We start from the raw sequence: 24,538 nt of genomic DNA on the forward strand, positions 1-24,538 counted from the left end.
TCTGCCCCCCTTGGATGGACGCTGCACCGCTGCTAGGAGCAGCGTTCACCCAAAAGAGGACAGATAACGCCATGAGCAAAATGCATCTGGTGATGGGCGGTCGCGTTACCGATCCACAAACACTGGATTTTCAGGACCTGAGCAAGGTCGATCTGGTCGGCGTGTTCCCTGACTATGTGTCGGCGGAGAAAGCGTGGCGCAGCGCCGCGCAGCGGACCGTCGACGACGCGGAAATGCGCTATGTGATCGTGCATCTGCACCGGCTGCTGGAACCGGAACTGCCGTCCAGCTGATGATTTAGTTGAGGGGCTGGGGCGGCTTTCGGAAACGCCAGCGCAACAGCGGGCGCGTCAGCACCAGCCCCACAAGAAAGCCGCCAATATGCGCGGCAATGGCGATCTGGCCAAGCTGCCCCATCCTGCCAGCGGTCGCGATGCCGATCATCAGTTGCAAGCCGATCCACGCCGCCGCCAGCCAGAGCAGGCGCACGATATTTGCCGAGATCGGCCCAATGCTACGCACCGTCTGCTGGCTGTATAGCAGGGCATAGGTCGCCATGATCGCCGATATCGCACCGCTGGCGCCCACCATGGGATTGGTCGAACCGGGGTCGATCGCCCATTGCGCGGCGCATGCGCCATAAGCGCCGGTCAGATAGAGGCAGAGCGTACCGCCCTTCCCCAACACCTGTTCGACCTGCCGCCCGCAAAACACCAGCATCAGCAGGTTGAAGCCGATATGCAGCCAGCCTGCGTGGATCAGCGTGCAGCTGAGCGGCGTCAGCCAGGCAGGGACAGCCGCCATGCCATCCAGCAGCGCCGGATCGGCAATGCGCGCAGGAATGAAGCCGCCGATGATGGCCGCATCATCCGTGCGCCCGGTCAGATCAAGCAGCAGAAACGCGACGAAGGTTATCGCCGCGATCCCGTTGGTCATCCTGCCTGCAGGTAATCTCACGATCAGATGAAATCGATTTTTTCGACCTGGTAGAATTTGTCGCCCGACGGGACAGACACTTCCACATCTTCACCGACCGTGCGGCCAATCAGCGCGCGGCCAAGCGGGCTGTTATAGGAAATCATGCCCAGCTTCGCGTCCGCTTCGGCCTGACCCACAATCTGATATTTGACCGGCTTGTCATCCTCGTCCAGCAAGGTGACAGTCGCGCCGAACACGATCTTGTCGCCCGACAGGCTCTTGGGATCGATGATCTGCGCGCGCGAAAGCTTGTCCTCCAGATCGGAGATGGTGGCCTCCACCTGCCCCTGACGTTCCTTCGCCGCATGATATTCGGCATTTTCCGACAGGTCGCCATGGGCGCGCGCCTCTTCGATGGCGTCAACGATCAATGGCCGTTCAGCCTTGAGTTCGCGGAGTTGCCCCATGAGCTTGTCATAGCCCACCTGCAACATCGGCATCTTCTCAACGGTCGCCATTATGCAAATCCTTCGTCAAAACTTCCCTTTGGCGGCGACCAACATGGTGCCACCCGCAGCGTGTGTCCTTGTGCAGGGGATCAGGCTTGCGACAGGGGATAATAGGACTGGAGCGACCGCACTTCAAGGGGATGGTCCCGCAAAGCCTCGATTGCATCCGCTGCGGCGACGCTGGCGGCGGCCGTGGTGAAACTGGCAATCTTCGCCCGTAGAGCCGATGTGCGGATCGCCTTGCTGTCCTTCAAGGACTGCCAGCCTTCGGTGGTGTTGAAGATCAGTTGCACGTCACCGTCGGTGATCCGGTCGACGATGTGCGGACGGCCCTGCGCCACCTTGTTGACGGTTTCGACCGCAATGCCATGGTTGGCCAGGAAGGTGGCGGTGCCGCCGGTCGCGATGATGCGGAAGCCCATGGCGGCCAGCTTCTTGGCAGCGGGCAGGATGACCTGCTTGTCGCCATCCTTCAGCGATATGAACACCGTGCCGCCAGTCGGCAACATGGTGCCAGCGCCGATCTGCGCCTTGGCGAAGGCGGTGGCGAAATCGCTATCGATTCCCATGACTTCGCCGGTGCTCTTCATTTCCGGTGACAGGACTGGATCGACGCCGGGGAAGCGACCGAAGGGGAATACCGCTTCCTTGACCGCGACATGGTTGATCGCATTGCGGTCGATCGTGGGCAACGTTTCCAGCATCTCGCCCGCCATCACGCGCGCGGCGATCTTGGCGATGGGGGTGCCGATCGCCTTGGCCACGAAGGGGACGGTGCGGCTGGCGCGCGGGTTCACCTCAATGAGGTAAACCGTGCCATCCTTGACCGCGAACTGGATGTTCATCAGCCCGCGCACCGACAGGGCATGGGCCAATATTTCGGTCTGCCGTTCGATTTCCGCGATGATGTCATTGCTCAGGCTATAGGGCGGCAGCGAGCAGGCGCTGTCGCCCGAATGGACGCCGGCTTCCTCGATATGCTGGAGCACGCCAGCCACGACGACGTCGGCGCCGTCGCACAGGGCATCGACGTCAACCTCTATCGCATCACGCAGATACTGGTCGATCAGCACAGGCGATTCGCCCGACACCAGAACGGCGGTCGTGATATATTCTTCCAGCTGCGCCTGTCCGTCGACAATCTCCATCGCCCGGCCACCCAGAACATAGCTGGGGCGCATGAGGACGGGATAGCCGATGCGGTTGGCGACCGCGATCGCCTCCTCCCGGCTGCGGGCGATGCCGTTGGCGGGCTGACGCAGCTTCAGCTTGTCGATCAGCGCCGCGAAACGCTCGCGGTCTTCGGCCAGGTCAATGGCGTCGGGCGAAGTCCCCAGGATCGGGATGCCCGCATCCTCCAGCGCCTGCGCCAGCTTGAGCGGGGTCTGGCCGCCAAACTGGACAATGACGCCCTTCAACGTGCCATTCGACTTTTCAATGTCGAGGATTTCCAGCACATCCTCGGCAGTCAGCGGTTCGAAATAGAGGCGATCCGACGTGTCATAGTCGGTCGACACGGTTTCGGGGTTGCAGTTGACCATGATGGTTTCATAGCCAACGTCGCTCAATGCGAAGCAGGCATGGACGCAGCAATAGTCGAATTCGATCCCCTGCCCGATCCGGTTCGGCCCGCCGCCCAGGATGACCACCTTTTCGCGATCCGTCGGGGCGGATTCATTTTCCGCTTCCCCAAAGATCGGCGCTTCATAGGTCGAATACATATAGGGCGTTTTCGCCTCGAACTCGGCGGCGCAGGTGTCGATGCGCTTGAACACCGGGCGCACGCCCAGCTTATGGCGCAGCGCGCGCACTTCATCCTCGGTCACGCCGCCGGTCATCGCCTTGACCGCTTCGTGGATCAGGCCGGAACCGCGCGCGATGCCGCGTTCCATGCCGCGCAGATTGGCAGATTTGAGCGCGAGATAGGCCAGGCGCTTGTCGGAAAAGCCCATGGATTTCAGGCGCCGCATCCCGTCCGCATCGCGCGGCAGGCCGTTTTCCAGAACCTCGCCTTCCGCATCGATAATTTCCTTGATCCGTTCAAGGAACCAGGGATCGAACTTGGCGATATTGTGGATTTCGCTGACGCTCAGCCCTTCGCGCAACGCCTGGGCCGCGACCAGCAATCGGTCGGGCGTGGGCTGCGACAAGGCGGCGACGATGTCATCCTTGGGCGCGCCGGCCAGATGTTCGACATCGTTGAAGCCGCACAGGCCGGTTTCCAGACCGCGCAGCGCCTTCTGCATCGATTCATGGATGTTGCGGCCAATCGCCATGACTTCGCCAACCGATTTCATCGCGGTGCCAAGCAGCGGTTCCGCGCCCTTGAACTTTTCGAACGCGAAGCGCGGGATTTTGGTCACGACATAGTCGATGGTCGGCTCGAAGCTCGCTGGCGTCGCGCCGGTAATGTCGTTGGTAATCTCGTCGAGCGTATAGCCCACGGCCAGCTTGGCCGCGACCTTGGCGATCGGGAAGCCGGTCGCCTTCGACGCGAGAGCCGAGGAGCGCGAGACGCGCGGGTTCATTTCGATCACGATCAGGCGGCCATCCTTGGGATTGACCGCGAACTGTACGTTGGAACCGCCTGTTTCGACGCCGATTTCGCGCAGCACCGCAATGGATGCGTTGCGCATGATCTGATATTCCTTGTCGGTCAGCGTCAGCGCCGGGGCGACGGTGATGCTGTCGCCGGTATGAACGCCCATCGGATCGACATTTTCGATCGAGCAGATGATGATGCAATTGTCGTTGCGGTCCCGCACGACCTCCATCTCATATTCTTTCCAGCCGAGCAGCGATTCCTCGATCAGCACTTCGGTGGTGGGCGATGCGTCCAGGCCACCGCGCACGATGGTCATGAACTCATCGCGATTATAGGCGATGCCGCCGCCGGTGCCGCCCATGGTGAAGCTGGGGCGGATGATGGAAGGCAGGCCGGTAAATTCCAGCGCCTCCAGCGCCTCCTCCATGGAGTGGGCGATGCGCGAACGGGCGGATTCCAGGCCGATCTTGTCCATGGCGTCGCGGAACTTGATCCGGTCCTCCGCCTTGTCGATGGCTTCGGCGTCCGCGCCGATCATCTGAACGCCGAACTTCTCCAGCGTGCCGTCATTGAACAAAGCCAGCGCGGTGTTGAGCGCGGTCTGCCCGCCCATCGTCGGCAGCACCGCATCCGGCCGCTCCTTCTCGATGATCTTCGCCACGATTTCGGGCGTGATCGGCTCGACATAGGTGGCGTCGGCAAATTCCGGGTCGGTCATGATCGTGGCCGGGTTGGAATTGACCAGGATGATGCGATAGCCCTCTTCCTTGAGCGCCTTCACCGCCTGCGTGCCCGAATAATCGAACTCGCACGCCTGGCCGATGATGATCGGACCAGCGCCGATGATGAGGATGGAGGAGATGTCAGTGCGCTTGGGCATTGGAAGCCTCTTCTTTATAGAGTTCGTTACCAACAAAGCCCATTTTCAATGGATAGTTGGCTTTTTTAAGTTCTTTGAGGATGCAATCGACCGCTTCATATTTTGCGTCCAGTGGCGGCTGGAGTTGAAGCTCGTCCTTGCCCCTCAAATTCAAAGTTGATCGCGGCAAGCCACATTTATCGGAGATCTTATCGAAATCGCTTTGAGAAAATTTGCGATCACTTGCACATCCCGCAAGCGCGATTGCGATCAAAATCCACGGTACTTGCCTCAATGCACCGCCCCCGTCCGCGCCTCGCACCCCCAGCCGTCATATTCGACGCCGCAGAGGATTTCGATCTGGAGGCATTTCTTCGTCAGGGCGCGGATCGAAGCTTCGTCGACTGCCTGTTCGCATTCCAGGAACAGGAACAGGTCGCCTTCCTCATCTTCCTCCCGGTCCAGTTCCACCATGCCGAACTGGCTGGCAATGGTCAGGACGCGCTCGAAATCCTTTTCCGATCCGCGAAAGCTCACGTCCACCGGGCGCGGGATCATCGCCTTGTCGCCATTGGCGGCGAGGTTGGCGAGGACTTGACGGTCCGCTTCCCATTCGGCGGCCAGCCGCGCCTCATCGACGGGGGGCAGCTTGATGCTCATGCCGCCACGGCTTTTTTGAGGCCATCGACGAAGCGCTGGAACAGGTAGAAACTGTCCTGCGGGCCGGGCGAGGCTTCGGGGTGATACTGGACCGAGAAGGCGTTTTTGTCAGTGAGCGCAATGCCGCAATTGCTGCCGTCGAACAGCGAGACATGGGTGGCGCGGACATTGGCGGGGAGCGTGGCCGCGTCGACCGCAAAGCCGTGGTTCATGCTGGTAATCTCGACCAGCCCGTCCTCCAGCCGCTTGACCGGATGGTTCGCGCCGCGGTGGCCCTGATGCATCTTGATGGTCTTTGCGCCGACGGCAAGGCCAAGCAACTGGTGACCAAGGCAGATACCGAACACGGGAATGTCCGCGTCCAGCACCTGCCGGATCACCGGCACGGCATATGCGCCGGTCGCGGCGGGATCGCCCGGACCGTTGGAGAGGAACACGCCATCGGGCGACAGGGCCGACACCTGATCGAAGGTCGCGGTGGCGGGCAGCACGGTCACGCGCGCGCCGGCCTTCACCAGATTGCGGAAGATATTGTTCTTCGCGCCATAGTCGATGGCGACGACATGGGGTCTTGAACTGGCTCCGTTCGCTTCGAGCGCAGTCGAGAAGCCGCTTTCCGGTGTCTCGACTGCGCTCGACACGAACGGAGTTTGGGTTTCGTTCAGGCTATAGCCCTTGCCCAGCGTCCACCCGCCATCGTTCCACAAGCGGCTGTCCTTGGCGGTGACTTCGATGGCCAGGTCCATGCCCTCCAGCCCCGGCCAGGCGGCGGCCTTGGCAGCCAGTGCGGCGATGTCGAACTGACCGTCGGGATCATGGGCGATGACGATGTTGGGCGCGCCCTTTTCGCGGATCATGCGGGTCAGCGCACGGGTATCGACCCCCGACAGGCCGATGCGGCCATGATCGCGCATCCATGCGTCAAATGGCTGGACGTTGCGGAAATTGCTGGGTTCGGTGACGTCCTGCCGCACGACGCAGCCCAGCGCGAAGGGCGTATCCGCTTCCACATCGTCGGCGTTGGTGCCGACATTGCCGATATGGGGAAAGGTGAAGGTCACGACCTGACCCGCATAGCTGGGGTCGGTCATGATTTCCTGATAGCCGGTGATGGCGGTGTTGAAGCAAAGTTCGCCCACCGCTTCGCCCACAGCGCCGAAGCCACGGCCGAACACGGCGGAACCATCGGCAAAAACCAATACCCCTGTCGCTCCTTTGGGCACAATGAGGGTCTTGGCGTCAGCCATGGTCGGGTGGTCCTTTTTTGCTTTTGCGGGGTCCCGTCTGGTGCGGGTTAAACGGCCGGTCACCTATGCCTGTGCGACGTCGCGGTCAACGCCTGTTAAAAATCTCTTTTGGCGTTATATCTACTTCTTTCCCGATCAGAACAGGATTCGCTTCGCCATGATTCGCGATACCATCAAGAGCGCCCAGATCACAGCCATGAAGGCGGGCGACAAGGAACGGCTGGCCGCCGTGCGCCTGATCCTGGCCAAGCTGAAGGACCGCGACATCGAATTGCGCGTGGCCACCAGCGTGCCCGACGACGATGTGGTCGTGGTCGAAGTGCTGCAAAAGATGGTCAAGCAGCGCCGCGAATCGATCGACATGTTCAAAAATGGCGGGCGCGACGAATTGGCCGCCAAGGAACAGAGCGAACTGGACGTGATCGAAAGCTTCCTGCCGCAACAGTTGAGCGAGGAGGAGACGAAGGCGGCGATCGAGGGGATCAAGGCCGAAGTCGGCGCGGCGAGCGTCAAGGATATGGGCAAGGTGATGGCGGTGCTGAAGGAACGGCACGGCCAGGTGATCGACATGAGCAAAGCAAGCGCGCTGGTGAAGGCGGCGCTTGGTTGACATATTATAGCCCCTCCCGCCCAAGGGAGGGGTTGCCCACAACCGCCGTTCGTTTCGAGCGAAGTCGAGAAACGCTGGGCATGACGCTCGACTTAAAGGCCGGTTCAGGCATATTCCGCACATGGCTTTCTGGACCTACATGCTGAAATGCTCTGACGGTCGATATTATACCGGCCACACCGACAATCTGGATCACCGCGTGGGCCAGCATCATAATGGTGAAGGCAGTGCGTTTACGCGAAAACGCCGTCCGGTAGTGCTGGTCTGGAGCGAAACGTTCGGCACGCGGATCGAGGCGTTGGAAGCCGAGCAGGTCATTGGCGGCTGGTCGCGCGCCAAGAAAGAGGCGCTGATTGCCGGGAACTGGTCAATGCTATCGCACTTCGCCAGACCGCCGCACGAGCGAAATCCGTCCCGCACGCCGTTCGTTTCGAGCGCAGTCGAGAAACCGCAAATGCCGCGTGTGGGTTTCTCGACTTCGCTCGAAACGAACGGCGGTGGTGAAGTGCCGCCGGAGGGGAGTTAATGTCCCTGACCCCCGCCTTTCTCGATGAATTGCGTGCGCGTACATCGCTGTCCACGCTGATCGGGCGTACCGTGAAGGTGCAGAAGGCGGGGCGCGAATATAAGGCGTGCTGCCCGTTCCATAACGAGAAAACGCCCAGCTTCACGATCAATGACGAGAAGGGCTTTTACCACTGCTTCGGCTGCGGCGCGCATGGCGACGCGATCCGGTGGATGACGGACCAGCGCGGCCTGCCCTTCATGGAGGCGGTGAAGGAACTGGCGCAGGCGGCGGGGATGGACGTGCCTGCGGCCGATCCGCGCGCGGCCAAACGGGCGGAGGCGGCCAAGGGGCTGCATGACGCGATGGCGGCGGCACAGGGCTTTTTCGAGGAGCAACTGGGCGGCATCGACGGGGCGGACGCGCGGGCCTATCTGCAAAAGCGCGGGATCAGCGATGCGACGCGGCGAGCGTTCGGCTTTGGTTATTCGCCCGATGGACGCGGGCGGCTGAAAAGCGCGCTCAAGGAATTTGGCGAACCGATGCTGGTCGAGACGGGCCTCCTGATCGACCCGGACGGTGCCGAGCCGGATGGCGGTAAGACCAGAAAGCGCGACACGTACGACCGTTTCCGCGGGCGGCTGATGCTGCCGATCCGCGATATTCGCGGGCGGGTGATTGCCTTTGGCGGGCGGATATTGGGCGCAGGGGAGCCGAAATATCTCAATTCCCCCGACACGCCTTTGTTCGACAAGGGACGCACCCTCTACAATATCGACCGCGCCTCCCCCGCCAGCCGCAATACGGGCCGAGTGATCGTGGTCGAAGGCTATATGGACGTGGTCGCGCTGGCGCAGGCGGGCTTTGCCGATGCGGTCGCGCCGCTGGGCACGGCGCTGACCGAGCATCAGATCGAACGATTGTGGAAGATGGTCGAGGTGCCGATCCTGTGCTTCGATGGCGATTCGGCGGGGCAGAAGGCAGCGATCCGCGCGGCGATGCGCGCCCTGCCCCTGCTGCGCCCCGGCCATAGCCTGGCCTTTGCGACGCTGCCTGCGGGCAAAGACCCCGACGACCTGATCCGCGCCGAAGGGCCAGCGGCGATGGACGCGGTGCTGGCCGCCGCGCAGCCGCTGGTCGACCGGCTGTGGAGCCACGAACAGACTGTCGCGCCGCTCGATACGCCCGAGCAAAAGGCGGCGCTCAAGCACAGGCTGGCGGCGATTACCGAGGCGATCGGCCATCCCGACGTGCGCGCCCATTATGCCCATGCGTTCCGCGAGCGCTATGACGCGCTGTTTTTCGCCCGGCCCGCCTTCAGCAACGCCCCGCGCGGGCAAGGTGCCAATAATGCTGGCCGTTGGCAGCGCGACAAGAAGGGGAATTGGAAACCGCCGATCGCCCCGGTCGGCCAGGAAGCCCGCGCGATCGGCGCAACCGGCATGGAACAGCGGTTGCTGCGCGCGATTCTGGCCAGTTTGCTGCGCCATCCCGACCAGATTGTTCGCCATCGCGAGACATTGGCGAGCCTGCAAGTGGCGGATCGGGCGCTGGGTCAATTGCTCGCCGCGATGATTGCTGCATCCTTTCGCAAAGAAACAGTTGAAACCGGTGGCCTCCTTACCATATTGGGGCCAGGTGAAGTGTATAATATGGCGAAGGGGATGCTTCGGGCCGACACGTTCACATTCACCCCCCACAGGATGACAACCGACGCCGATCGCGTGACCCGCGATCTGGAGGAGGCCATTCGGGTGATGGCGCAGGGACCGGAGCTGGACGCTGCATTGGCGGAGGCGACGAGACGGGCGAGGGAAGACCTCAACGAGGCAAGCTATGCCGAGCAGCAACGGGTCCATCGGCTGAAAATGGACCATGAAAGCCGCCTGGCGGAACTCGCGCAGTCCGACGACATTGAGTGATATGATCGTCCCGTCATGGGACGAGGGATTTGAATGATCGCTCCGGCAAGAAGGAGCGGCGGAGTTAAGGCGAATAAATGGCGACCAAGGCGAACAGCAAAAGTGCGGGTGCGGGTGATGGCGGAGATGAAGGTGGCGATGCCCCGCTGCTCGACCTGAACGAAGCCTCGGTCAAGAAGCTGCTCGCCCGTGCCAAGAAGCGCGGCTACATCACCTATGACGAGCTGAACAGCGCCCTGCCCCAGGACCAGATGTCGTCCGAGCAGATCGAGGATGTCATGTCCGCGCTCAACGACATGGGCGTCAACATCGTCGAAAATGAAGAAGCCGGCGATGATGGCGAGGACCAGCAGCGCGAGGACGACAATGACGACGCCAATGAAGTGGCGGAGGACGATGACGGCTCGCCCCGGCTGATCACCGAAAAGAAGAAGGAAACGGTCGATCGCACCGACGATCCCGTTCGCATGTATCTGCGCGAAATGGGCGCGGTGGAACTCCTCAGCCGTGAGGGCGAAATCGCCATCGCCAAGCGGATCGAGGCCGGTCGCGACACCATGATCCTGGGCCTGTGCGAAAGCCCGACGACCTTCAACGCGATCATCGAATGGTCGACCGCGCTCAACAATGGCGAAATGCAACTGCGCGAGATTCTGGATCTCGACGCGATGCTGTCCAAAGACCCTGCGCCCGAAAGCCTGGAAGAAGGCGCCGAGGATGATGATGGCGAAATAAGCGAAAAGACTGCCGGTCCCAGCTTCAAGGAAGAGGAGGAGCCCGAAGAGGAGTCCGCCGACGCCGACGAGGATGAGGATGGTTCGGGCGAGCGTCGCACCCGCCGCGCCGAAGAGGAAGAGGAAGAGGACAACACCCTCTCCCTTGCGCAGATGGAAGAAACGCTCAAGCCGATGGCGCTGGAGAAGTTTGCGACCATCACGGAGATTTTCCGTGCCTTTTCGAGCATCCAGGCCGCGCGCATGCTGGCTATGGGCAATGGCGATGCGCTGAGCCAGGCGGAAGAGGATCGCTATCACGAACTGCGCGAAAGCCTGACCGCCGAGGTCGAAAGCGTCCAGTTCCACCAGCAGAAGATCGAATATCTCGTCGATCAGCTCTATGCCTATAACCGGCGCCTGACCGCGCTGGGCGGCCAGATGCTGCGTCTGGCCGAGCGGCACAAGGTGCCGCGCAAGGACTTTCTCGACCGCTATGTGAACCATGAGCTGGACGATGGCTGGCTGGACCGGGTTGCCGGCATCGACAAGAAATGGACCGCCTTCGTCGCTGCCGAAGGGCGCGCGGTGGAACGCATCCGCACCGAAGTCAGCGAAATCGCGCAGGCGACCGGCATGTCGCTCAGCGAGTTCCGCCGCATCGTCAACATGGTGCAGAAGGGCGAGCGCGAGGCGCGGATCGCCAAGAAGGAAATGGTCGAGGCGAACCTGCGCCTCGTCATCTCCATCGCTAAAAAATATACGAACCGTGGCCTGCAATTCCTTGATCTTATTCAGGAAGGCAATATCGGCCTGATGAAGGCCGTCGATAAGTTCGAATATCGCCGCGGTTACAAGTTCAGCACCTATGCGACCTGGTGGATCCGTCAGGCGATCACCCGGTCGATCGCGGATCAGGCGCGGACCATCCGTATTCCGGTCCATATGATCGAAACGATCAACAAGCTGGTCCGCACCAGCCGCCAGTTCCTGCACGAGCAGGGCCGCGAACCGACCCCGGAGGAGATGGCCGAGCGCCTGTCCATGCCGCTGGAGAAGGTGCGCAAGGTGATGAAGATCGCCAAGGAGCCGATCAGCCTCGAAACGCCGATCGGCGACGAGGAAGACAGCCATCTGGGCGACTTCATCGAGGACAAGAATGCGATCATCCCGGTGGATGCCGCGATCCAGGCGAACCTGAAGGAAACCGTCACCCGCGTGCTGGCGTCGCTGACCCCGCGCGAGGAACGCGTGCTGCGGATGCGCTTTGGCATCGGCATGAACACCGACCATACGCTGGAGGAAGTGGGCCAGCAGTTCAGCGTGACCCGCGAACGTATCCGCCAGATCGAGGCCAAGGCGCTGCGCAAGCTCAAGCATCCGAGCCGCAGCCGCAAGATGCGCAGTTTCCTCGATCAATAAGCTGCTGCTTGTCGGTGAGTATCAAAGGGCGGTCTGACTGGGCCGCCCTTTTTCATGGCGATCATGTCGTTTGCCGACGCGGCATCGGCGGATTGAACAGGCCCATCCTCCGTTAGTATCGCATCTGATTTCTCGTCATGACACAACGTCATCCTGAATTTATTTCAGGATCCATTTCCCGTCACTAGTGGTCCGATTCTGACATTTGCTACCTTATGGGATAAGGCGTGTTCAAATGTCAGAATCTTTTCGGACCACTAGCAATCTTTTGTTTCTATTGGATTTTACGATAGCGGCGGCCTGTGGTGCACGATGGATGCTGAAACAAGTTCAGCATGACGATGAAGGAGCAGACAGTTCCCTATGCGATACCGCTTTCCAGCCGGGGGAGGATGAACGCTTTTCAAAACGCCATTAGCGGCTTTGCAAAGATCGTGATCGCCTTTTTTCTCGTCCGTAAACCGCTCCTTTACCCCGTTCCCGTAGCTTGACCGTCAAATCCCCGCTGGCGGACCGGGGCGAACAGGGAATGGCATATGAGCGAAGCGGCACCACGCTATCAATTTGGCGATATATCGCGGATATTGGAGGCACTCGTCGCTGCCGATGGCACGGCGGCCCATGCCTATGCCAATCGCGCGGGCGCCAGCGTGGCGCGGGATTCGCTTCTGTCGCTGGGTGATCTGGCGGATGGTGCCTATTATCTGTGCCTGCTGCATGGCCGGCATCCCGGCGTGATCGATCATGCCGCCACGCGATCGGCCGACAATGCCGCGCGTGCATGGTTGATCGAGGCCGCCGATTCCTTCGCATCCGAACGCGCCTATCTGACCCAGGTTTCGGTCGCGGTCGGCCCCGCCCCCAGCACGGCGGGCCAGGCCGATTGCGAAACCACCGTTGGCCAGCAACGCCATGCGCTCGACATGCTGGCCCAGTCCGACCGGCGCGGTTGCGCCATGGGGGCGGCGATGGCGCTGGTGCTCGACTGGCGCGCGGTGCGCCACATCCTCGACATGGCGGCGCTTCGTGCCGGCATGGAACCGCACCGCTGCACCCTGCCCGAACGGGCCGCCACGCTGGAGGTCGCGCGCGCGATCGGCGGGGATGACGTGGTCGACCGGGCCATCCAGTTCGGCGCGCGCCAGTTGCTGAACCAGCATCGCGGCCTGTGGGATCTGCTGGCCGCCCGCGCCGACATCCGCGCGCGCCAGAACTGATCCTGGGGCCATATCGCCCGCGTGGCTTGCGCACCCGCATCGCTTTGCCTAGTCCGGTAGCCATGACAGGCAAGCGGACGAACTATGATGCGTTTTGAAGGCACCCAGGATTATGTCGCCACCGACGACCTGAAGGTCGCGGTCAATGCCGCGGTGCTGCTGCGCCGCCCGCTGCTGGTGAAGGGGGAGCCGGGCACCGGCAAGACCGTGCTGGCGCAGGAGATTGCGACAGCGCTGGGGGCGCCGCTGATCGAATGGAACGTCAAATCGACGACCAAGGCGCATCAGGGGCTTTATGAATATGACGCCGTCGCCCGTCTGCGCGACGGCCAGCTGGGCGACGAGCGCGTCCACGACATTGCCAACTATATCCGCAAGGGCAAGCTGTGGGAGGCATTCACCTCCCCCACCCTGCCCGTGCTGCTGATCGACGAGATCGACAAGGCCGACATCGAATTTCCCAACGACCTGTTGCAGGAACTCGATCGCATGGCGTTCCATGTGTATGAGACTGGCGAGACGATCGCGGCCAAGGATCGCCCGATCGTCATCATCACGTCGAACAATGAGAAGGAATTGCCCGACGCCTTCCTGCGTCGCTGCTTCTTCCACTATATCAAATTCCCCGATCGCGACACGATGCAGGCGATCGTCGATGTGCATTTCCCCGGCATCCAGAAAATCCTGGTGTCGAAGGCGATGGATATTTTCTACGACATCCGCGACGTGCCGGGCCTTAAGAAAAAGCCCAGCACCAGCGAGTTGCTCGACTGGCTCAAGCTGCTGCTGAATGAGGATATGCCGCTGGACGTCCTCCAGAACAGCGATCCGACCAAGGCCATCCCGCCGCTTCATGGGGCGCTCCTTAAAAATGAGCAGGATGTGATGATGTTCGAGCGGCTGGCCTTCATGGCCCGGCGTCAGGGGCGCTGACATGGCGCATGAAGGCGGGTGCCTGTGCGGTGCCGTCCGCATCAGGATCGACGCGGAACCGATGGCGGCGCGGCAATGCTGGTGCCGCCTGTGCCAATATCTGGGCGGCGGGTCCGGCACGGTGAATATCTGCTTCCCCAGCGAGCATGTCGTCACCACCGGCGAGGTGCGCTGGCATGACAGTGTCGCCGACAGCGGCAATGCGATGAAGCGCGGCTTCTGCCCGACCTGCGGCACGCCGTTGTTCAGCCTGGCCGAATCGCGTTCGCACCTGACCTTCATCCGCGCCGGCGCGCTGGACGATCCGGCACTGTTGGGTCCGCAGGCCATTATCTGGACCGATGCAGCCCCTGCCTGGGCCCATCATGATCCCGACCTGCCCCATTATCCGGCACAAATCCCGCCTGTCGCCTGATTTAGACTCTTGCGCGCACGCGCTTTGCCTGTAGCCTTTCCTTCACATTCAAGGCCGCGCCAAGACGGTCTGGATCTGGAGAAGGATGCCGATGCCCAAGCGCGCCCTCATCATGGTTTCAGCCGCCCTCTGCCTGGCCGTGCCCTCGCTGGCGCGCGCAGCGGATGACGCGGAAGCATGGACGCCCACCGAAACCGCGATCCGTGCGACGACAGCGGGGATCAGCCTGCCGCAGACGATCGGCGGCCTGTCGCTGACGAAGAGCGGCGAGGCGTCCAATGGCGGGCGCGCGGTCGACAATTATGCGCAATTCCTGTCCGACGACGGCGCGATCCAGGCGACGCTGTACGTCTATCTGCCGACCTATGCCGACGCATCCCTGGCCGCCTACATGACCGACAAGGCGATCATGGAGCGGTTCGGATCGCGCACGCGCCGCACCGCCTATGCCAGCGCGCCAGTGGCAGGCAAGGCGGACAGCGCGATCCGCGCCGTCTATGACGATGCCGCCGATGGCGAATTGACGACGGCGGCGGGCTTTGTCCATGCCGGGCGCTGGATCGTCAAAATCCGCGTGACCGGGCCGACGGAACGCCGCGCCGATGTGCTGGCCGGGCTGGACGGCATGCTGGCCGGACTGGCGCTGGACGATCCCGCTGCGTTGCACAGGACCGGGCCAGCGCGCTTCGACGCCTGCCCCGCCGCCGACATGCGCGACGCGCAGTTGACCAAGGATGCAGCGACGCCAGCCACGATCCCGCAGGAGGTCCGCATTCCGCGCGATGGCAAGGACATCCTGTGCGTGCGCGGATCGGTGACCACGGCCGATGGCAGCTATGACATGCTTCAGCAGGCCGGGCGCAGCGACGGCGCGATCATCGTGCCGGTGGATGACAGCGGCACGGTGCTGGCCTTCGATCCGACGGCGGCGGGCAAGGGATATAAGCTGTCGATCCATATGGTCGGGCAGACCGACCTTTATGGCGTCTATGACCGCGTCCCCAGCCCCCGCCAGATCGCCGCGATCCTTGACGGCAAAGACCCCCAGACGGCGCAGGCAGAGGCGACCGCCGCCTATGCCGCCAATGGCGCGGTCACAATGGTGCGGCACTGACGCGCCACAGCAACCGTCCGTAGCGGATTGCGGCATCGACCATGCGTACCGCGCCATCATGCGGCTATTGATGGCACGATCATTCCGAAGCGCGCCTGACAATGGCATCTGGCCACTGGATTTTCATCCCGACTGCTGCCATGCAGGAATGATAACGGTAACATTGGGGAGAAATGGGTCATGGTGACCGACATTGAGGGCGGCCTGCCCAAGCATCATGGCGCAACCCAGAATGAGAAGCTGGTCATCGCCGCTTCCTCGCTGGGGACGGTGTTCGAATGGTATGATTTCTATCTCTACGGGCTGCTGGCCACCTATATTTCGGCGCAATTCTTCTCCGGCGTGAACGAAACGACCGGCTTCATCTTCGCGCTCGCGGCCTTCGCGGCGGGCTTTGCGGTGCGACCGTTCGGGGCTATCGTGTTCGGGCGGATCGGCGACATGGTCGGGCGCAAGAATACATTTCTGGTGACGATGGGCATTATGGGCCTGTCGACCTTCGCGGTCGGCCTGCTGCCAAGCTATGCGAGCATCGGCATGGCCGCGCCGATCATCCTGCTCGTCATGCGGTTGGCGCAGGGGCTGGCGCTGGGCGGCGAATATGGCGGGGCGGCGACCTATGTGGCCGAACATGCGCCGGAAAATAAGCGCGGCCTCTATACCAGCTGGATTCAGACGACGGCGACCTTCGGCCTGTTCGCCGCACTGCTGGTCGTGATCGGCTTTCGCTTCGCGCTGGGCGAGGACGCCTTTGCCGCCTGGGGCTGGAGGCTGCCCTTCCTCATTTCCATCCTGCTGCTGGGCGTGTCGATGTGGATACGGCTGCAACTCAACGAAAGCCCGGTCTTTCAAAAGATGAAGGACGAAGGCACGACGTCGAAGGCGCCGCTGACCGAGGCGTTCGGGCAATGGGGCAATCTGCGCTGGGTGATCATCGCGCTGCTGGGCGCGGTGATGGGTCAGGCGGTGGTCTGGTACACCGGGCAATTTTATGCGCTCTTCTTTCTGGAAAAGACGATGCGGATGGATGGGGCGACGGCGAACATCTTGATCGCGATCGCGCTGGCGCTGGCGACGCCCTTCTTCATCTTTTTCGGCTGGCTCAGTGACAAGATCGGGCGCAAGCCGATCATCCTGGGTGGCTGCGCGCTGGCGGCGATCAGCTATTTTCCGCTGTTCGCTGCGCTGACCACTGCTGCTAATCCGGCACTGGCGGCGGCGCAGGCGTCCGCCCCCGTGACGATCGTCGCCCATGGTGGCGAATGTTCATTCCAGTTCGATCCGGTCGGCAAGAACCGGTTTGACCAGACAAGCTGCGACGTTGCCAAAGCCTATATGGCCAAGAGCGGGGTGAGCTACGCCAATGTCGAAGCGGCAGCGGGCAGTCCCGCCGTGGTGAAGGTGGGCAGCGTCAGCTTCACCGCGCCCGACGCGGCGACCCTGGCCGGACCCGACAAGACGGCGGCAATCGCGGCATTTCAGGATGCGCTAAAAGCCGGGCTGGCGCAGGCCGGCTATCCCGAAAAGGCGGACAATGCACGGATCGACAAGGTAGCGGTGGTCGCGATTTTGTGGGCGCTGGCGATGCTGGTGACGATGGTTTATGGGCCGATCGCCGCGATGCTGGTCGAACTGTTCCCCAGCCGCATCCGCTATACGTCGATGTCGCTGCCCTATCATATCGGCAATGGCTGGTTCGGCGGGTTCCTGCCCACGACCGCCTTCGCGATGGTCGCGGCGACGGGCAATATCTATTATGGCCTCTGGTATCCGGTGCTGATCGCGGCGGCCACCGTCGTCGTCGGCTTGCTGTTCCTGCCCGAAACCTTCCGGCGCAATATCGACGAGTGAGACAGTGAAGCCGACATGGTGATCGGCCTGCTCAGCCGATCATCATCAGGCTTGCATTGCCACCCGCGGCCGTCGTGTTGATGGAGGTCGACACTTCCTCCATCAGCCAGTCGAGGCAATAGCCATCCGGCCCCGGCGCATGGACCGGGACGATGCGGCCCGGCCAGTCGGCGACGGCCTGCACCATGGCGGAGACTATGTCCGGCTCACCGTCGACCAGCACGGCGGCGACGGGCGTGTCGGCGGGTTTGGCGAAGCGCGCGGCGACATCGGCTGGCAGGCCGGGGGGCAGCGCCATGCCCTGCACCAGCGCATCATTGCCGGTAGCGAGGATCGCGGCCATCTGCCGGAACAGGCCCGCGCGGGTCGTGGGGCGCAGCAGCATCGTGCCGCGCGGGTGGAGGCTGTAGAGATTGCGTTCCCCCACAGGGCCGGGCAGCGTCAGTTCCAGCCCCAGCGCGGACCTGTCGCCAATGCGGCGGACCTGGGTGGCGGCCTCGCCCTCCCCTTGCGCGTCGAGCCAGTCAGCAAAGCTGTTGAGCGGGGAGATGAGCGGCGTAACCCGCGTGGCGCTGACCGGGGGCGTGGTGACGAGGCGGCCAAGATAGAGCGGGCCGCCCGCTTTTGGCCCGGTGCCCGACAGGCCGCATCCGCCAAACGGCTGAACCCCGACGATCGCACCGATGACGTTGCGGTTCACATAGATGTTGCCGACCTTCACGCGGCTCGTGACCCGCGCGATGGTTTCGTCCAGCCGCGTATGCAGGCCGAATGTCAGGCCATAGCCGGTGGCGTTGATCGCATCGACCAGCGCATCGATCCGGTCGCGCCTGAACCGCAGGACGTGGAGGACGGGACCGAAAATCTCCCGATCGAGATCGGCCAGGCTGTCGATTTCGATGATGGTCGGCGCGACGAAGGTGCCGTGCGTGGCTTCGGGCGGGAGCGCTTGTTGCTCGACCTTGCGGCCCAGCGCGCGCATGGCGTCGATATGCGATGTGATGCCGTTGCGGGCTTCCGCGGTGATGACCGGGCCTATGTCCACCCGCAGCGCGTCGGTGCGGCCAATGCGCAATTCGGCCAGCGCGCCCTTCAACATGGTGAGGGTGCGGTCGGCCACTTCCTCTTGCAGGCACAGGACGCGCAGGGCCGAGCAGCGCTGGCCCGCACTGTCGAAGGCGGATGCAATGACGTCGGCCACCACCTGTTCGGCCAGCGCGCTGCTGTCCACGATCATCGCATTCTGGCCGCCGGTTTCGGCGATCAGCGGTATGGGATGGCCGGTGGGCGACAGACGGGTGGCGAGCTGGCGCTGGATCAGGCGGGCGACATCGGTGGAGCCGGTGAACATGACGGCGGCGGTCTGCGGCGCGCCGACCAGAGCGGCGCCGATGCTGCCGTCGCCGGGGACCAGATGAAGCGCGTCGGTCGGCACGCCCGCTTCATGGAGCAGGCGCACGGCTTCGGCGGCGATCAGCGGCGTTTCCTCGGCAGGCTTGGCCAGCACGGCGTTGCCAGCGACCAGCGCGGCGGCGACCTGGCCGGTGAAGATGGCCAGCGGGAAATTCCACGGGCTGATGCAGGTGACGACGCCCAGCGGCGTCTGTTCCGCGCCAAGGCGGGCGCGGGCCTGCTGCGCGTAATAGCGCAGAAAGTCGATCGCCTCGCGCACTTCGGCGATGGCGTTGGGGATGGACTTGCCCGCTTCGCGCACGATGAGGCCGAGCAGGATGGGCATCCGTTCCTGCATGGCGTCCGCCGCCCGTTCCAGCGCGGCGGCGCGATCGGCGACGGGCGTGGTGGGCCATGCGGACGCGGCGGCACGGATGGCGGCGGCCTGGGCCTCCTGCGCCGTGGCGTCGATGACGGCGCCGACGATGTCGCGATGGTCGGCGGGGTTGCGGACCGGGCGCGCCACCCCTGCTCCGCCAGCGGGCGCGGCGCTCCAGTCGAGCGTAGCGCTGTGCTGGAGCGCCTCGGTCAGGCTGGCCAGTGTGGTTTCGTCGCTAAGGTCCAGGCCATCCGCGTTGCGGCGGTCGGGATAGATGGCAGCGGGAAGCGCGATGAGATCATGATGCGCGCCGGGTCTTGGCATGGCTTTGACCATGTCGACCGGGTCGGCGATCATCTCCTCGACCGAGACGGCGGGGTCGGCGATGCGATTGACGAAGCTGCTGTTCGCGCCATTTTCCAGCAGGCGGCGGACGAGATAGGCGAGCAATGTCTCATGCGTGCCGACCGGCGCATAGATGCGGCAGGGGCGGTTCAACCTGGTCGGCCCGACCACCTGTTCGTAGAGCGGTTCGCCCATGCCGTGGAGGCACTGAAATTCATAGCTGCCGATGCTGAAATCCGGGCCTGCCATCTGGTAGATGGTGGCGAGCGTCTGGGCATTATGGGTGGCGAATTGCGGGAACACCGCATCGGGCGCGGCGAGCAGTTTGCGGGCGCAGGCGATATAGGCGATGTCGGTATGCAGCTTGCGGGTGTAGACCGGAAAGTCGGCTAGGCCATCGACCTGCGCACGCTTGATTTCCGCGTCCCAATAGGCGCCCTTCACCAGCCGCACCATGATCCGGCGGTCGGCGCGGCGTGCGAGGTCGACGATCCAGTCGATGACGAACGGGCAGCGCTTGCCATAGCCCTGCACGACAAAGCCAAGGCCGTTCCAGTCGGTGAGCGCGGGATGAAGCGCCAGGCTTTCGAGCAGGTCGAGCGAAAGCTCCAGCCGGTCGGCCTCCTCCGCGTCGATGTTGAAGCCGATATTATAGCCCTTCGCGATCGCGGCGAGTTGCTGCACGCGCGGCAGCAATTCGGCCATGACCCGGTCCGCCTGCGCGCGGGCATAGCGGGGATGGAGGGCGGACAGCTTGATCGAGATGCCCGGCCCGGCATAGATGCCGCGTCCGCCCGACGCCTTGCCAATGGCGTGGATCGCCCGTTCATAATCGGCATAATAGCGTGCGGCATCGGCCGCGGTGGTCGCCGCTTCGCCCAGCATGTCGTAGCTGTAGGCGAACCCCTTGGCCTCCATGATCTTGGCGCGTTTGAGCGCTTCCTTGATGGTTTCGCCCGTGACGAACTGTTCCCCCATCATCCGCATGGCAAGATCCACGCCGCGCCGGATCACCGGCTCGCCCGCGCGGTTGAGCAGGCGGGCCAGCGCCGCGCCCAGCCCGCGATCATCGACGCTGCCGACCAGCTTGCCAGTGACCACCAGACCCCAGGTGGCGGCGTTGACGAACAGCGACCTGTCGGTGCCCAGATGCGATCCCCAGTCGCCATCGGCGATCTTGTCGCGGATCAGCGCGTCGCGCGTCGCCGCATCGGGAATACGCAGCAGGGCTTCGGCCAGGCACATCAGCGCGACCCCTTCCTGACTGGAGAGCGCATATTCCTGCACCAGCCCTTCGACCCCGCTGCCCTTGTGATTGGCGCGCAGCGCGGTGACGAGCGTGCGGGCGGTTTCGCGGGCGGCAGCGCGGGTCGCATCGGGAAGGGTTGCAGCGGCGATCAGCGGCGCAAGCGCCTCTGCCTCGTCCCGGCGATAGGCCGCGGTAATCGCCTGCCGCAGCGGAGATTGCGCGCGGATGGCAGGGGCAAAGGCGGCGAAAGGTGGCTGAGCGGTCATGGCGTGCAGAATATCGCATTTCATCAGGTCAATCCGCCTTTTCAATGGCGCATTCATGATCGATATGACCTATGATTGAATCATGTCAGGCAATGTGAATGGGTAAACCGCCACAAATAGTCGATCTGGATGATTTCGATCGCCGGATCATCGCCGCGCTGGTGGAGGATGGGCGGATGACCGTGACCGACCTTGCCATGGCGGTCGGGCTGTCCAAGACCCCCTGCCAGGTACGGCTGCGACGATTGCAGGAAAGCGGCGTGATCCGGGGGTTCCGGGCGATGGTCGATCCGGCCAAGCTGGGGATCGACCATGTCGCCTTTGCCGAGGTCAAGCTGTCCGACACGCGCGAAAGCGCGCTGACCGAGTTCAACGACGCGGTGCGGCGCATTCCCGAAGTCGAGGAATGCCATATGATCGCCAGCAGCTTCGACTATCTGCTCAAGGTGCGGACGGCGGACATCCGCCGCTATCGCACCGTGCTGGGAGAAAAGATTTCCAGCCTGCCCCATGTCGCCAGCACATCGACCTTCGTGGCGATGGAAACGGTGCTGGAGGCCGGGGGCAGGCGGAAATAGGCAGCGTCAATTGGGGCGAAAAGTCTCCAGCGCGGCGCGCGCGCCATAGGTTTCCAAAATGGTCAGCCAGCGGACCAGTATATCGCGGAACAGCGGATTTGCGCCCAGAGCAGGCGGCACGACCGCGTCAAAGGCGAGGATGGCGGCGACCCGATCCTGCGTCGTCGCTGTCGCGCCCAGCATGGCGGCGATCGGCACGGCCAGCGGATCGTCCACGACATGCAGATTGCCCAGATCGTCATGGCCCACCTGCCAGCGAATCCAGGCGGCGACCGCCAGCGACAGGGCGTCGATCCCCTGCCCTGTCTCGATCCGCGCGGCGATGGTGGCAAGCAGGCGCTGGGGCAGTTTCTGCGATCCGTCCATCGCGATCTGGTGCGTACGGTGACGCAGCATAGGATTGTCGAACCGGGCCATCAACTCGCGGCGATAGGCCGCCACGTCGAGTTCGGCCGGGGGGGAAAGGGTCGTTTCCGCCTCGTCCCATAGCGTTTCGACGAAGATGCGGGCTTCGGGCAGGGCTAGGACGTCATGGACATAGTCGATCGCGGCAAGGCCACCCAGATAGGCGATGCCGCTGTGCGCGCCGTTGAGCAGGCGGAGCTTGGCTTCCTCCCATGGGGCGACGGCGGCGGTGATCTGAACGCCTGCGCCAAAGTCAGGGCGCGGGCCGCAAAAATCATCCTCGATCACCCATTGGATGAACGGTTCGGTCTTGACCATGGCCTGATCCTCAACGCCCAGACGCATGGTCAGGGCGGCTATGTCGTCGGGCGTGGTCGCAGGAACGATGCGATCGACCATGGTTTCGGGGAAAGCGCCTTCCGCCGCGATCCATTCCGCCAGAGCGGCATCGTGACGACGGGCGAGCGCCAGTACTGCATTGCGCAGGCGGGTGCCGTTATGGGGAAGATTGTCGCAACTGATCGCGGTGAAGGGAGGCAGTCCCGCCGCTTTGCGCCGCGCCAGCGCCGCGACGATATAGCCGGGCGCAGTCTGCGGCTGTTCCAGCGACAGGAGGTCGGCGGCAAGTTGCGCGTCATCCTCGATCAGCGCGCCGGTGGCAGGGTCAAGCTTATAGCCTTTTTCCGTGATGGTGAGCGTAACGATATGGGTGTCGGGCGCTGCCATGGCGGCGATGAGCGCCTGCGGCGCCCTGGGCGCGACGATGACGTCCTGCACCGCACCGACGATGCGCGCCTGTTCCGATCCGCCATCGCGCACCAGCATAGTATAATGGCCGTCCTGCGGCACCATCTGGTTGCGCACGGCAGGCGAACGCAGAGAGGCGGCGGTGATGCCCCAGCGCAGGTCGCCTGCGTTCAGGGCGTCGTCAAACAGCACCGCCTGATGTGCGCGGTGAAACGCGCCGATGCCCAGATGGACGACTCCCGGCTTGACCTGGCTACGGTCATAATTTGGGCGAATGACGTCGGCGGGAAGTACCGCGAGCATCTGACTCGACAGGCGGGTCACAGCTTGTAGGCCTGCTTGACGAGGTCATAGGCCAGGGCGCGGGCGACATCGAACGCTTCATCCTCCTCCATGCGATGTTCGACCACCAGTTGCGCCAGCCAGCCGCAATCCATGCGGCGGGCGACGTCATGGCGCGCCGGGATCGACAGGAAGGCGCGGGTATCATCGTTGAAGCCGACCGTGTTGTAGAAACCGGCGGTTTCCGTCGCGCGCTCGCGAAAACGGCGCATCCCTTCCGGGCTGTCATGGAACCACCATGGCGGGCCAAGTTTGAGCGCGGGATAATGGCCGGCCAGCGGCGCCAGTTCACGCGAATAGACATCTTCGTCGAGGGTGAAGAGAATGAGGGTCAGGCGCGGGTCGGTGCCATAAAGGTCGAGCAAGGGCTTCAACGCGGTGACAAATTCCCCTGCGGTCGGGATGTCGGCGCCCTTGTCCTTGCCAAAGCGCGCCAGCACGGCGGCATTATGGTTGCGGTGTACGCCGGGGTGCAACTGCATCACCATGCCGTCCTCAATCGACATGCGCGCCATTTCGGTGAGCATATGGCCGCGGAACAGTTCCGCCGCCGCCGCGCTGACCGGACCGGTGGTGACCCTGGCGTAGAGCGCCTCAATCTCCGCGCGGGGCAGGTTGGCGGTAAAGGCGCACGGATGGCCATGGTCGGTCGAGGTCGCGCCCGCAGCGCGAAAATCCGCGCGGCGCTTTTCATGGGCGCGCAGATAGCCGGCATAGCTGCCCGCATCCTCGCCCGTCATGGCGCAGAAGCGCTGGACATTGGCGATGAACTTGGGATCGTCGGGGTCGAGCACCGGATCGGGACGATAGGCGGTGACGACCTTGCCGCCCCAACCACTGGCGCGGATCGCGCGGTGGTGGTCGAGCGGGTCGAGCGGGCCTTCGGTTGTGGCGATGACTTCGATATTATAGCGATCGAACAGCGCCCGCGGGCGGAATTGCGGGGTTTTGAGCGCGGCGTCGATCAGGTCGTAATAATGATCGGCCGTCTCCGCCTCCAGCCGGACGTCGATGCCGAACGCCTCGGCAAAGACCCAGTCGAGCCACATGCGCGATGGCGTGCCGCGGAAGAGATGATAGTTGGCGGCAAAGATGCGCCAGATGGCGCGCGGATCGCTGGCGGTTGCGCTGCCATCGACGGTGGGAACGCCCAGTTCGTCCAGCCTGACGCCCTGGCTGAACAGCATGCGGACCACATAATGGTCAGGGACGATCAGCAACTCCGCCGGGTTGGCGAAGGGCTCGTCATAGGCGAACCAGCGCGGGTCGGTGTGGCCGTGGGGCGAGACGATGGGCAGATCCCTGACGCTGGCATACAGCGCGCGGGCGATGTCGCGGGTGCGCGGTTCGGCCGGGAACAGACGATCGGGATGCAGAATGAGAGGCTTAGGCAAG

21 protein-coding genes are annotated in these 24,538 nt (G+C 63.3%); 12 read left to right on the forward strand and 9 right to left on the reverse strand.

Going from position 1 to position 24,538, the window contains the following annotated elements; translation table 11 throughout:
- Nucleotides 1-71: 71 nt before the first annotated feature.
- The gene (locus IWY39_RS04510; protein WP_017184679.1) at nt 72-293 is read left to right on the forward strand and encodes a DUF4170 domain-containing protein; all 222 of its coding nucleotides are present in this window, start codon (nt 72-74) and stop codon (nt 291-293) included.
- Between the two features lie 4 nt (nt 294-297).
- Here IWY39_RS04510 and IWY39_RS04515 read toward each other — a convergent pair whose 3' ends face one another.
- From IWY39_RS04515 to carA, 6 genes are all read right to left on the reverse strand, one after another.
- A complete protein-coding gene (locus tag IWY39_RS04515; RefSeq protein ID WP_107125047.1) occupies nt 298-936 on the reverse strand; it encodes a rhomboid family intramembrane serine protease in 639 nt (212 codons plus the stop codon).
- A gap of 23 nt (nt 937-959) precedes the next feature.
- Entirely contained in the window at nt 960-1,436 is a 477-nt protein-coding gene (gene greA, locus IWY39_RS04520; RefSeq protein WP_017184681.1) for a transcription elongation factor GreA, read from the reverse strand.
- 80 nt (nt 1,437-1,516) lie between these two features.
- Complete coding sequence (gene carB, locus IWY39_RS04525) at nt 1,517-4,852, reverse strand: carbamoyl-phosphate synthase large subunit (RefSeq protein ID WP_107125046.1); 3,336 nt, start codon at nt 4,850-4,852, stop codon at nt 1,517-1,519.
- Nucleotides 4,836-5,105: a hypothetical protein gene (locus tag IWY39_RS04530; protein WP_019052571.1), complete on the reverse strand. Its 270-nt coding sequence runs from the start codon at nt 5,103-5,105 to the stop codon at nt 4,836-4,838. The genes carB and IWY39_RS04530 overlap by 17 nt, the downstream gene beginning before the upstream one ends.
- Nucleotides 5,106-5,122: 17 nt before the next feature.
- The gene (locus IWY39_RS04535) at nt 5,123-5,491 is read right to left on the reverse strand and encodes a ribonuclease E inhibitor RraB (protein WP_017184684.1); all 369 of its coding nucleotides are present in this window, start codon (nt 5,489-5,491) and stop codon (nt 5,123-5,125) included.
- Nucleotides 5,488-6,738 carry a glutamine-hydrolyzing carbamoyl-phosphate synthase small subunit gene (carA, locus tag IWY39_RS04540; protein ID WP_107125045.1) on the reverse strand — a complete coding sequence of 417 codons (1,251 nt, stop codon included), beginning with the start codon at nt 6,736-6,738 and terminating at the stop codon, nt 5,488-5,490. Before carA ends, IWY39_RS04535 begins: the two co-directional genes overlap by 4 nt.
- A 157-nt stretch (nt 6,739-6,895) precedes the next feature.
- Between carA and IWY39_RS04545 the strand changes: the two genes are divergently transcribed.
- The 10 genes from IWY39_RS04545 to IWY39_RS04590 all read left to right on the forward strand — a co-directional run bounded on the left by IWY39_RS04545 (nt 6,896) and on the right by IWY39_RS04590 (nt 17,440).
- A complete protein-coding gene (locus IWY39_RS04545) occupies nt 6,896-7,348 on the forward strand; it encodes a GatB/YqeY domain-containing protein (RefSeq protein ID WP_107125149.1) in 453 nt (150 codons plus the stop codon).
- A gap of 121 nt (nt 7,349-7,469) precedes the next feature.
- Nucleotides 7,470-7,874: a GIY-YIG nuclease family protein gene (locus tag IWY39_RS04550; RefSeq protein ID WP_107125044.1), complete on the forward strand. Its 405-nt coding sequence runs from the start codon at nt 7,470-7,472 to the stop codon at nt 7,872-7,874.
- Nucleotides 7,874-9,775, forward strand: coding sequence for a DNA primase (gene dnaG / locus IWY39_RS04555; RefSeq protein WP_107125043.1), 1,902 nt, complete (start codon nt 7,874-7,876; stop codon nt 9,773-9,775). The genes IWY39_RS04550 and dnaG overlap by 1 nt, the downstream gene beginning before the upstream one ends.
- A gap of 77 nt (nt 9,776-9,852) precedes the next feature.
- Nucleotides 9,853-11,910, forward strand: coding sequence for an RNA polymerase sigma factor RpoD (rpoD, locus tag IWY39_RS04560; RefSeq protein WP_017184689.1), 2,058 nt, complete (start codon nt 9,853-9,855; stop codon nt 11,908-11,910).
- Between the two features lie 335 nt (nt 11,911-12,245).
- Nucleotides 12,246-12,401, forward strand: coding sequence for a hypothetical protein (locus tag IWY39_RS04565; RefSeq protein WP_196871397.1), 156 nt, complete (start codon nt 12,246-12,248; stop codon nt 12,399-12,401).
- A 45-nt stretch (nt 12,402-12,446) separates the two neighbouring features.
- Nucleotides 12,447-13,127, forward strand: coding sequence for a DUF6975 family protein (locus IWY39_RS04570; protein ID WP_017184690.1), 681 nt, complete (start codon nt 12,447-12,449; stop codon nt 13,125-13,127).
- Between the two features lie 87 nt (nt 13,128-13,214).
- Nucleotides 13,215-14,060: an AAA family ATPase gene (locus IWY39_RS04575; RefSeq protein ID WP_026002685.1), complete on the forward strand. Its 846-nt coding sequence runs from the start codon at nt 13,215-13,217 to the stop codon at nt 14,058-14,060.
- A 1-nt stretch (nt 14,061) separates the two neighbouring features.
- Nucleotides 14,062-14,475: a GFA family protein gene (locus IWY39_RS04580; RefSeq protein ID WP_107125042.1), complete on the forward strand. Its 414-nt coding sequence runs from the start codon at nt 14,062-14,064 to the stop codon at nt 14,473-14,475.
- 91 nt (nt 14,476-14,566) lie between these two features.
- Entirely contained in the window at nt 14,567-15,589 is a 1,023-nt protein-coding gene (locus IWY39_RS04585; protein ID WP_107125148.1) for a hypothetical protein, read from the forward strand.
- Between the two features lie 180 nt (nt 15,590-15,769).
- Nucleotides 15,770-17,440 (forward strand): MFS transporter, encoded by a 1,671-nt coding sequence (locus IWY39_RS04590; RefSeq protein ID WP_107125041.1) that lies wholly within the window; start codon nt 15,770-15,772, stop codon nt 17,438-17,440.
- Between the two features lie 31 nt (nt 17,441-17,471).
- Here the strand turns inward: IWY39_RS04590 and putA are convergent, their stop codons facing one another.
- Nucleotides 17,472-21,071 carry a trifunctional transcriptional regulator/proline dehydrogenase/L-glutamate gamma-semialdehyde dehydrogenase gene (gene putA, locus IWY39_RS04595; protein WP_107125147.1) on the reverse strand — a complete coding sequence of 1,200 codons (3,600 nt, stop codon included), beginning with the start codon at nt 21,069-21,071 and terminating at the stop codon, nt 17,472-17,474.
- Between the two features lie 98 nt (nt 21,072-21,169).
- On the opposite strand from putA, the gene IWY39_RS04600 reads away from it, so the two are divergent.
- The gene (locus IWY39_RS04600; RefSeq protein WP_107125040.1) at nt 21,170-21,649 is read left to right on the forward strand and encodes an Lrp/AsnC family transcriptional regulator; all 480 of its coding nucleotides are present in this window, start codon (nt 21,170-21,172) and stop codon (nt 21,647-21,649) included.
- A 6-nt stretch (nt 21,650-21,655) separates the two neighbouring features.
- On the opposite strand, the gene IWY39_RS04605 is transcribed toward IWY39_RS04600, so the two are convergent.
- Nucleotides 21,656-23,125: a mannitol dehydrogenase family protein gene (locus tag IWY39_RS04605; protein WP_107125039.1), complete on the reverse strand. Its 1,470-nt coding sequence runs from the start codon at nt 23,123-23,125 to the stop codon at nt 21,656-21,658.
- Nucleotides 23,122-24,537 carry a glucuronate isomerase gene (uxaC, locus tag IWY39_RS04610; protein ID WP_107125038.1) on the reverse strand — a complete coding sequence of 472 codons (1,416 nt, stop codon included), beginning with the start codon at nt 24,535-24,537 and terminating at the stop codon, nt 23,122-23,124. Before uxaC ends, IWY39_RS04605 begins: the two co-directional genes overlap by 4 nt.
- Nucleotide 24,538: the final 1 nt, after the last annotated feature.

It is taken from the genome of Sphingobium sp. JAI105, assembly GCF_015752145.1.
Classification (GTDB): domain Bacteria; phylum Pseudomonadota; class Alphaproteobacteria; order Sphingomonadales; family Sphingomonadaceae; genus Sphingobium; species Sphingobium xenophagum.

Bases quoted from the DNA above. Each gene is read 5' to 3' on its own strand.
- IWY39_RS04510 (WP_017184679.1), top strand. From the start codon at position 72: ATGAGCAAAATGCATCTGGTGATGGGCGGTCGCGTTACCGATCCACAA.
- IWY39_RS04515 (WP_107125047.1), bottom strand. From the start codon at position 936: ATGACCAACGGGATCGCGGCGATAACCTTCGTCGCGTTTCTGCTGCTT.
- greA (WP_017184681.1), bottom strand. From the start codon at position 1,436: ATGGCGACCGTTGAGAAGATGCCGATGTTGCAGGTGGGCTATGACAAG.
- carB (WP_107125046.1), bottom strand. From the start codon at position 4,852: ATGCCCAAGCGCACTGACATCTCCTCCATCCTCATCATCGGCGCTGGT.
- IWY39_RS04535 (WP_017184684.1), bottom strand. From the start codon at position 5,491: ATGAGCATCAAGCTGCCCCCCGTCGATGAGGCGCGGCTGGCCGCCGAA.
- carA (WP_107125045.1), bottom strand. From the start codon at position 6,738: ATGGCTGACGCCAAGACCCTCATTGTGCCCAAAGGAGCGACAGGGGTA.
- IWY39_RS04545 (WP_107125149.1), top strand. From the start codon at position 6,896: ATGATTCGCGATACCATCAAGAGCGCCCAGATCACAGCCATGAAGGCG.
- IWY39_RS04550 (WP_107125044.1), top strand. From the start codon at position 7,470: ATGGCTTTCTGGACCTACATGCTGAAATGCTCTGACGGTCGATATTAT.
- dnaG (WP_107125043.1), top strand. From the start codon at position 7,874: ATGTCCCTGACCCCCGCCTTTCTCGATGAATTGCGTGCGCGTACATCG.
- rpoD (WP_017184689.1), top strand. From the start codon at position 9,853: ATGGCGACCAAGGCGAACAGCAAAAGTGCGGGTGCGGGTGATGGCGGA.
- IWY39_RS04565 (WP_196871397.1), top strand. From the start codon at position 12,246: ATGACGATGAAGGAGCAGACAGTTCCCTATGCGATACCGCTTTCCAGC.
- IWY39_RS04570 (WP_017184690.1), top strand. From the start codon at position 12,447: ATGAGCGAAGCGGCACCACGCTATCAATTTGGCGATATATCGCGGATA.
- IWY39_RS04575 (WP_026002685.1), top strand. From the start codon at position 13,215: ATGCGTTTTGAAGGCACCCAGGATTATGTCGCCACCGACGACCTGAAG.
- IWY39_RS04580 (WP_107125042.1), top strand. From the start codon at position 14,062: ATGGCGCATGAAGGCGGGTGCCTGTGCGGTGCCGTCCGCATCAGGATC.
- IWY39_RS04585 (WP_107125148.1), top strand. From the start codon at position 14,567: ATGCCCAAGCGCGCCCTCATCATGGTTTCAGCCGCCCTCTGCCTGGCC.
- IWY39_RS04590 (WP_107125041.1), top strand. From the start codon at position 15,770: ATGGTGACCGACATTGAGGGCGGCCTGCCCAAGCATCATGGCGCAACC.
- putA (WP_107125147.1), bottom strand. From the start codon at position 21,071: ATGACCGCTCAGCCACCTTTCGCCGCCTTTGCCCCTGCCATCCGCGCG.
- IWY39_RS04600 (WP_107125040.1), top strand. From the start codon at position 21,170: ATGGGTAAACCGCCACAAATAGTCGATCTGGATGATTTCGATCGCCGG.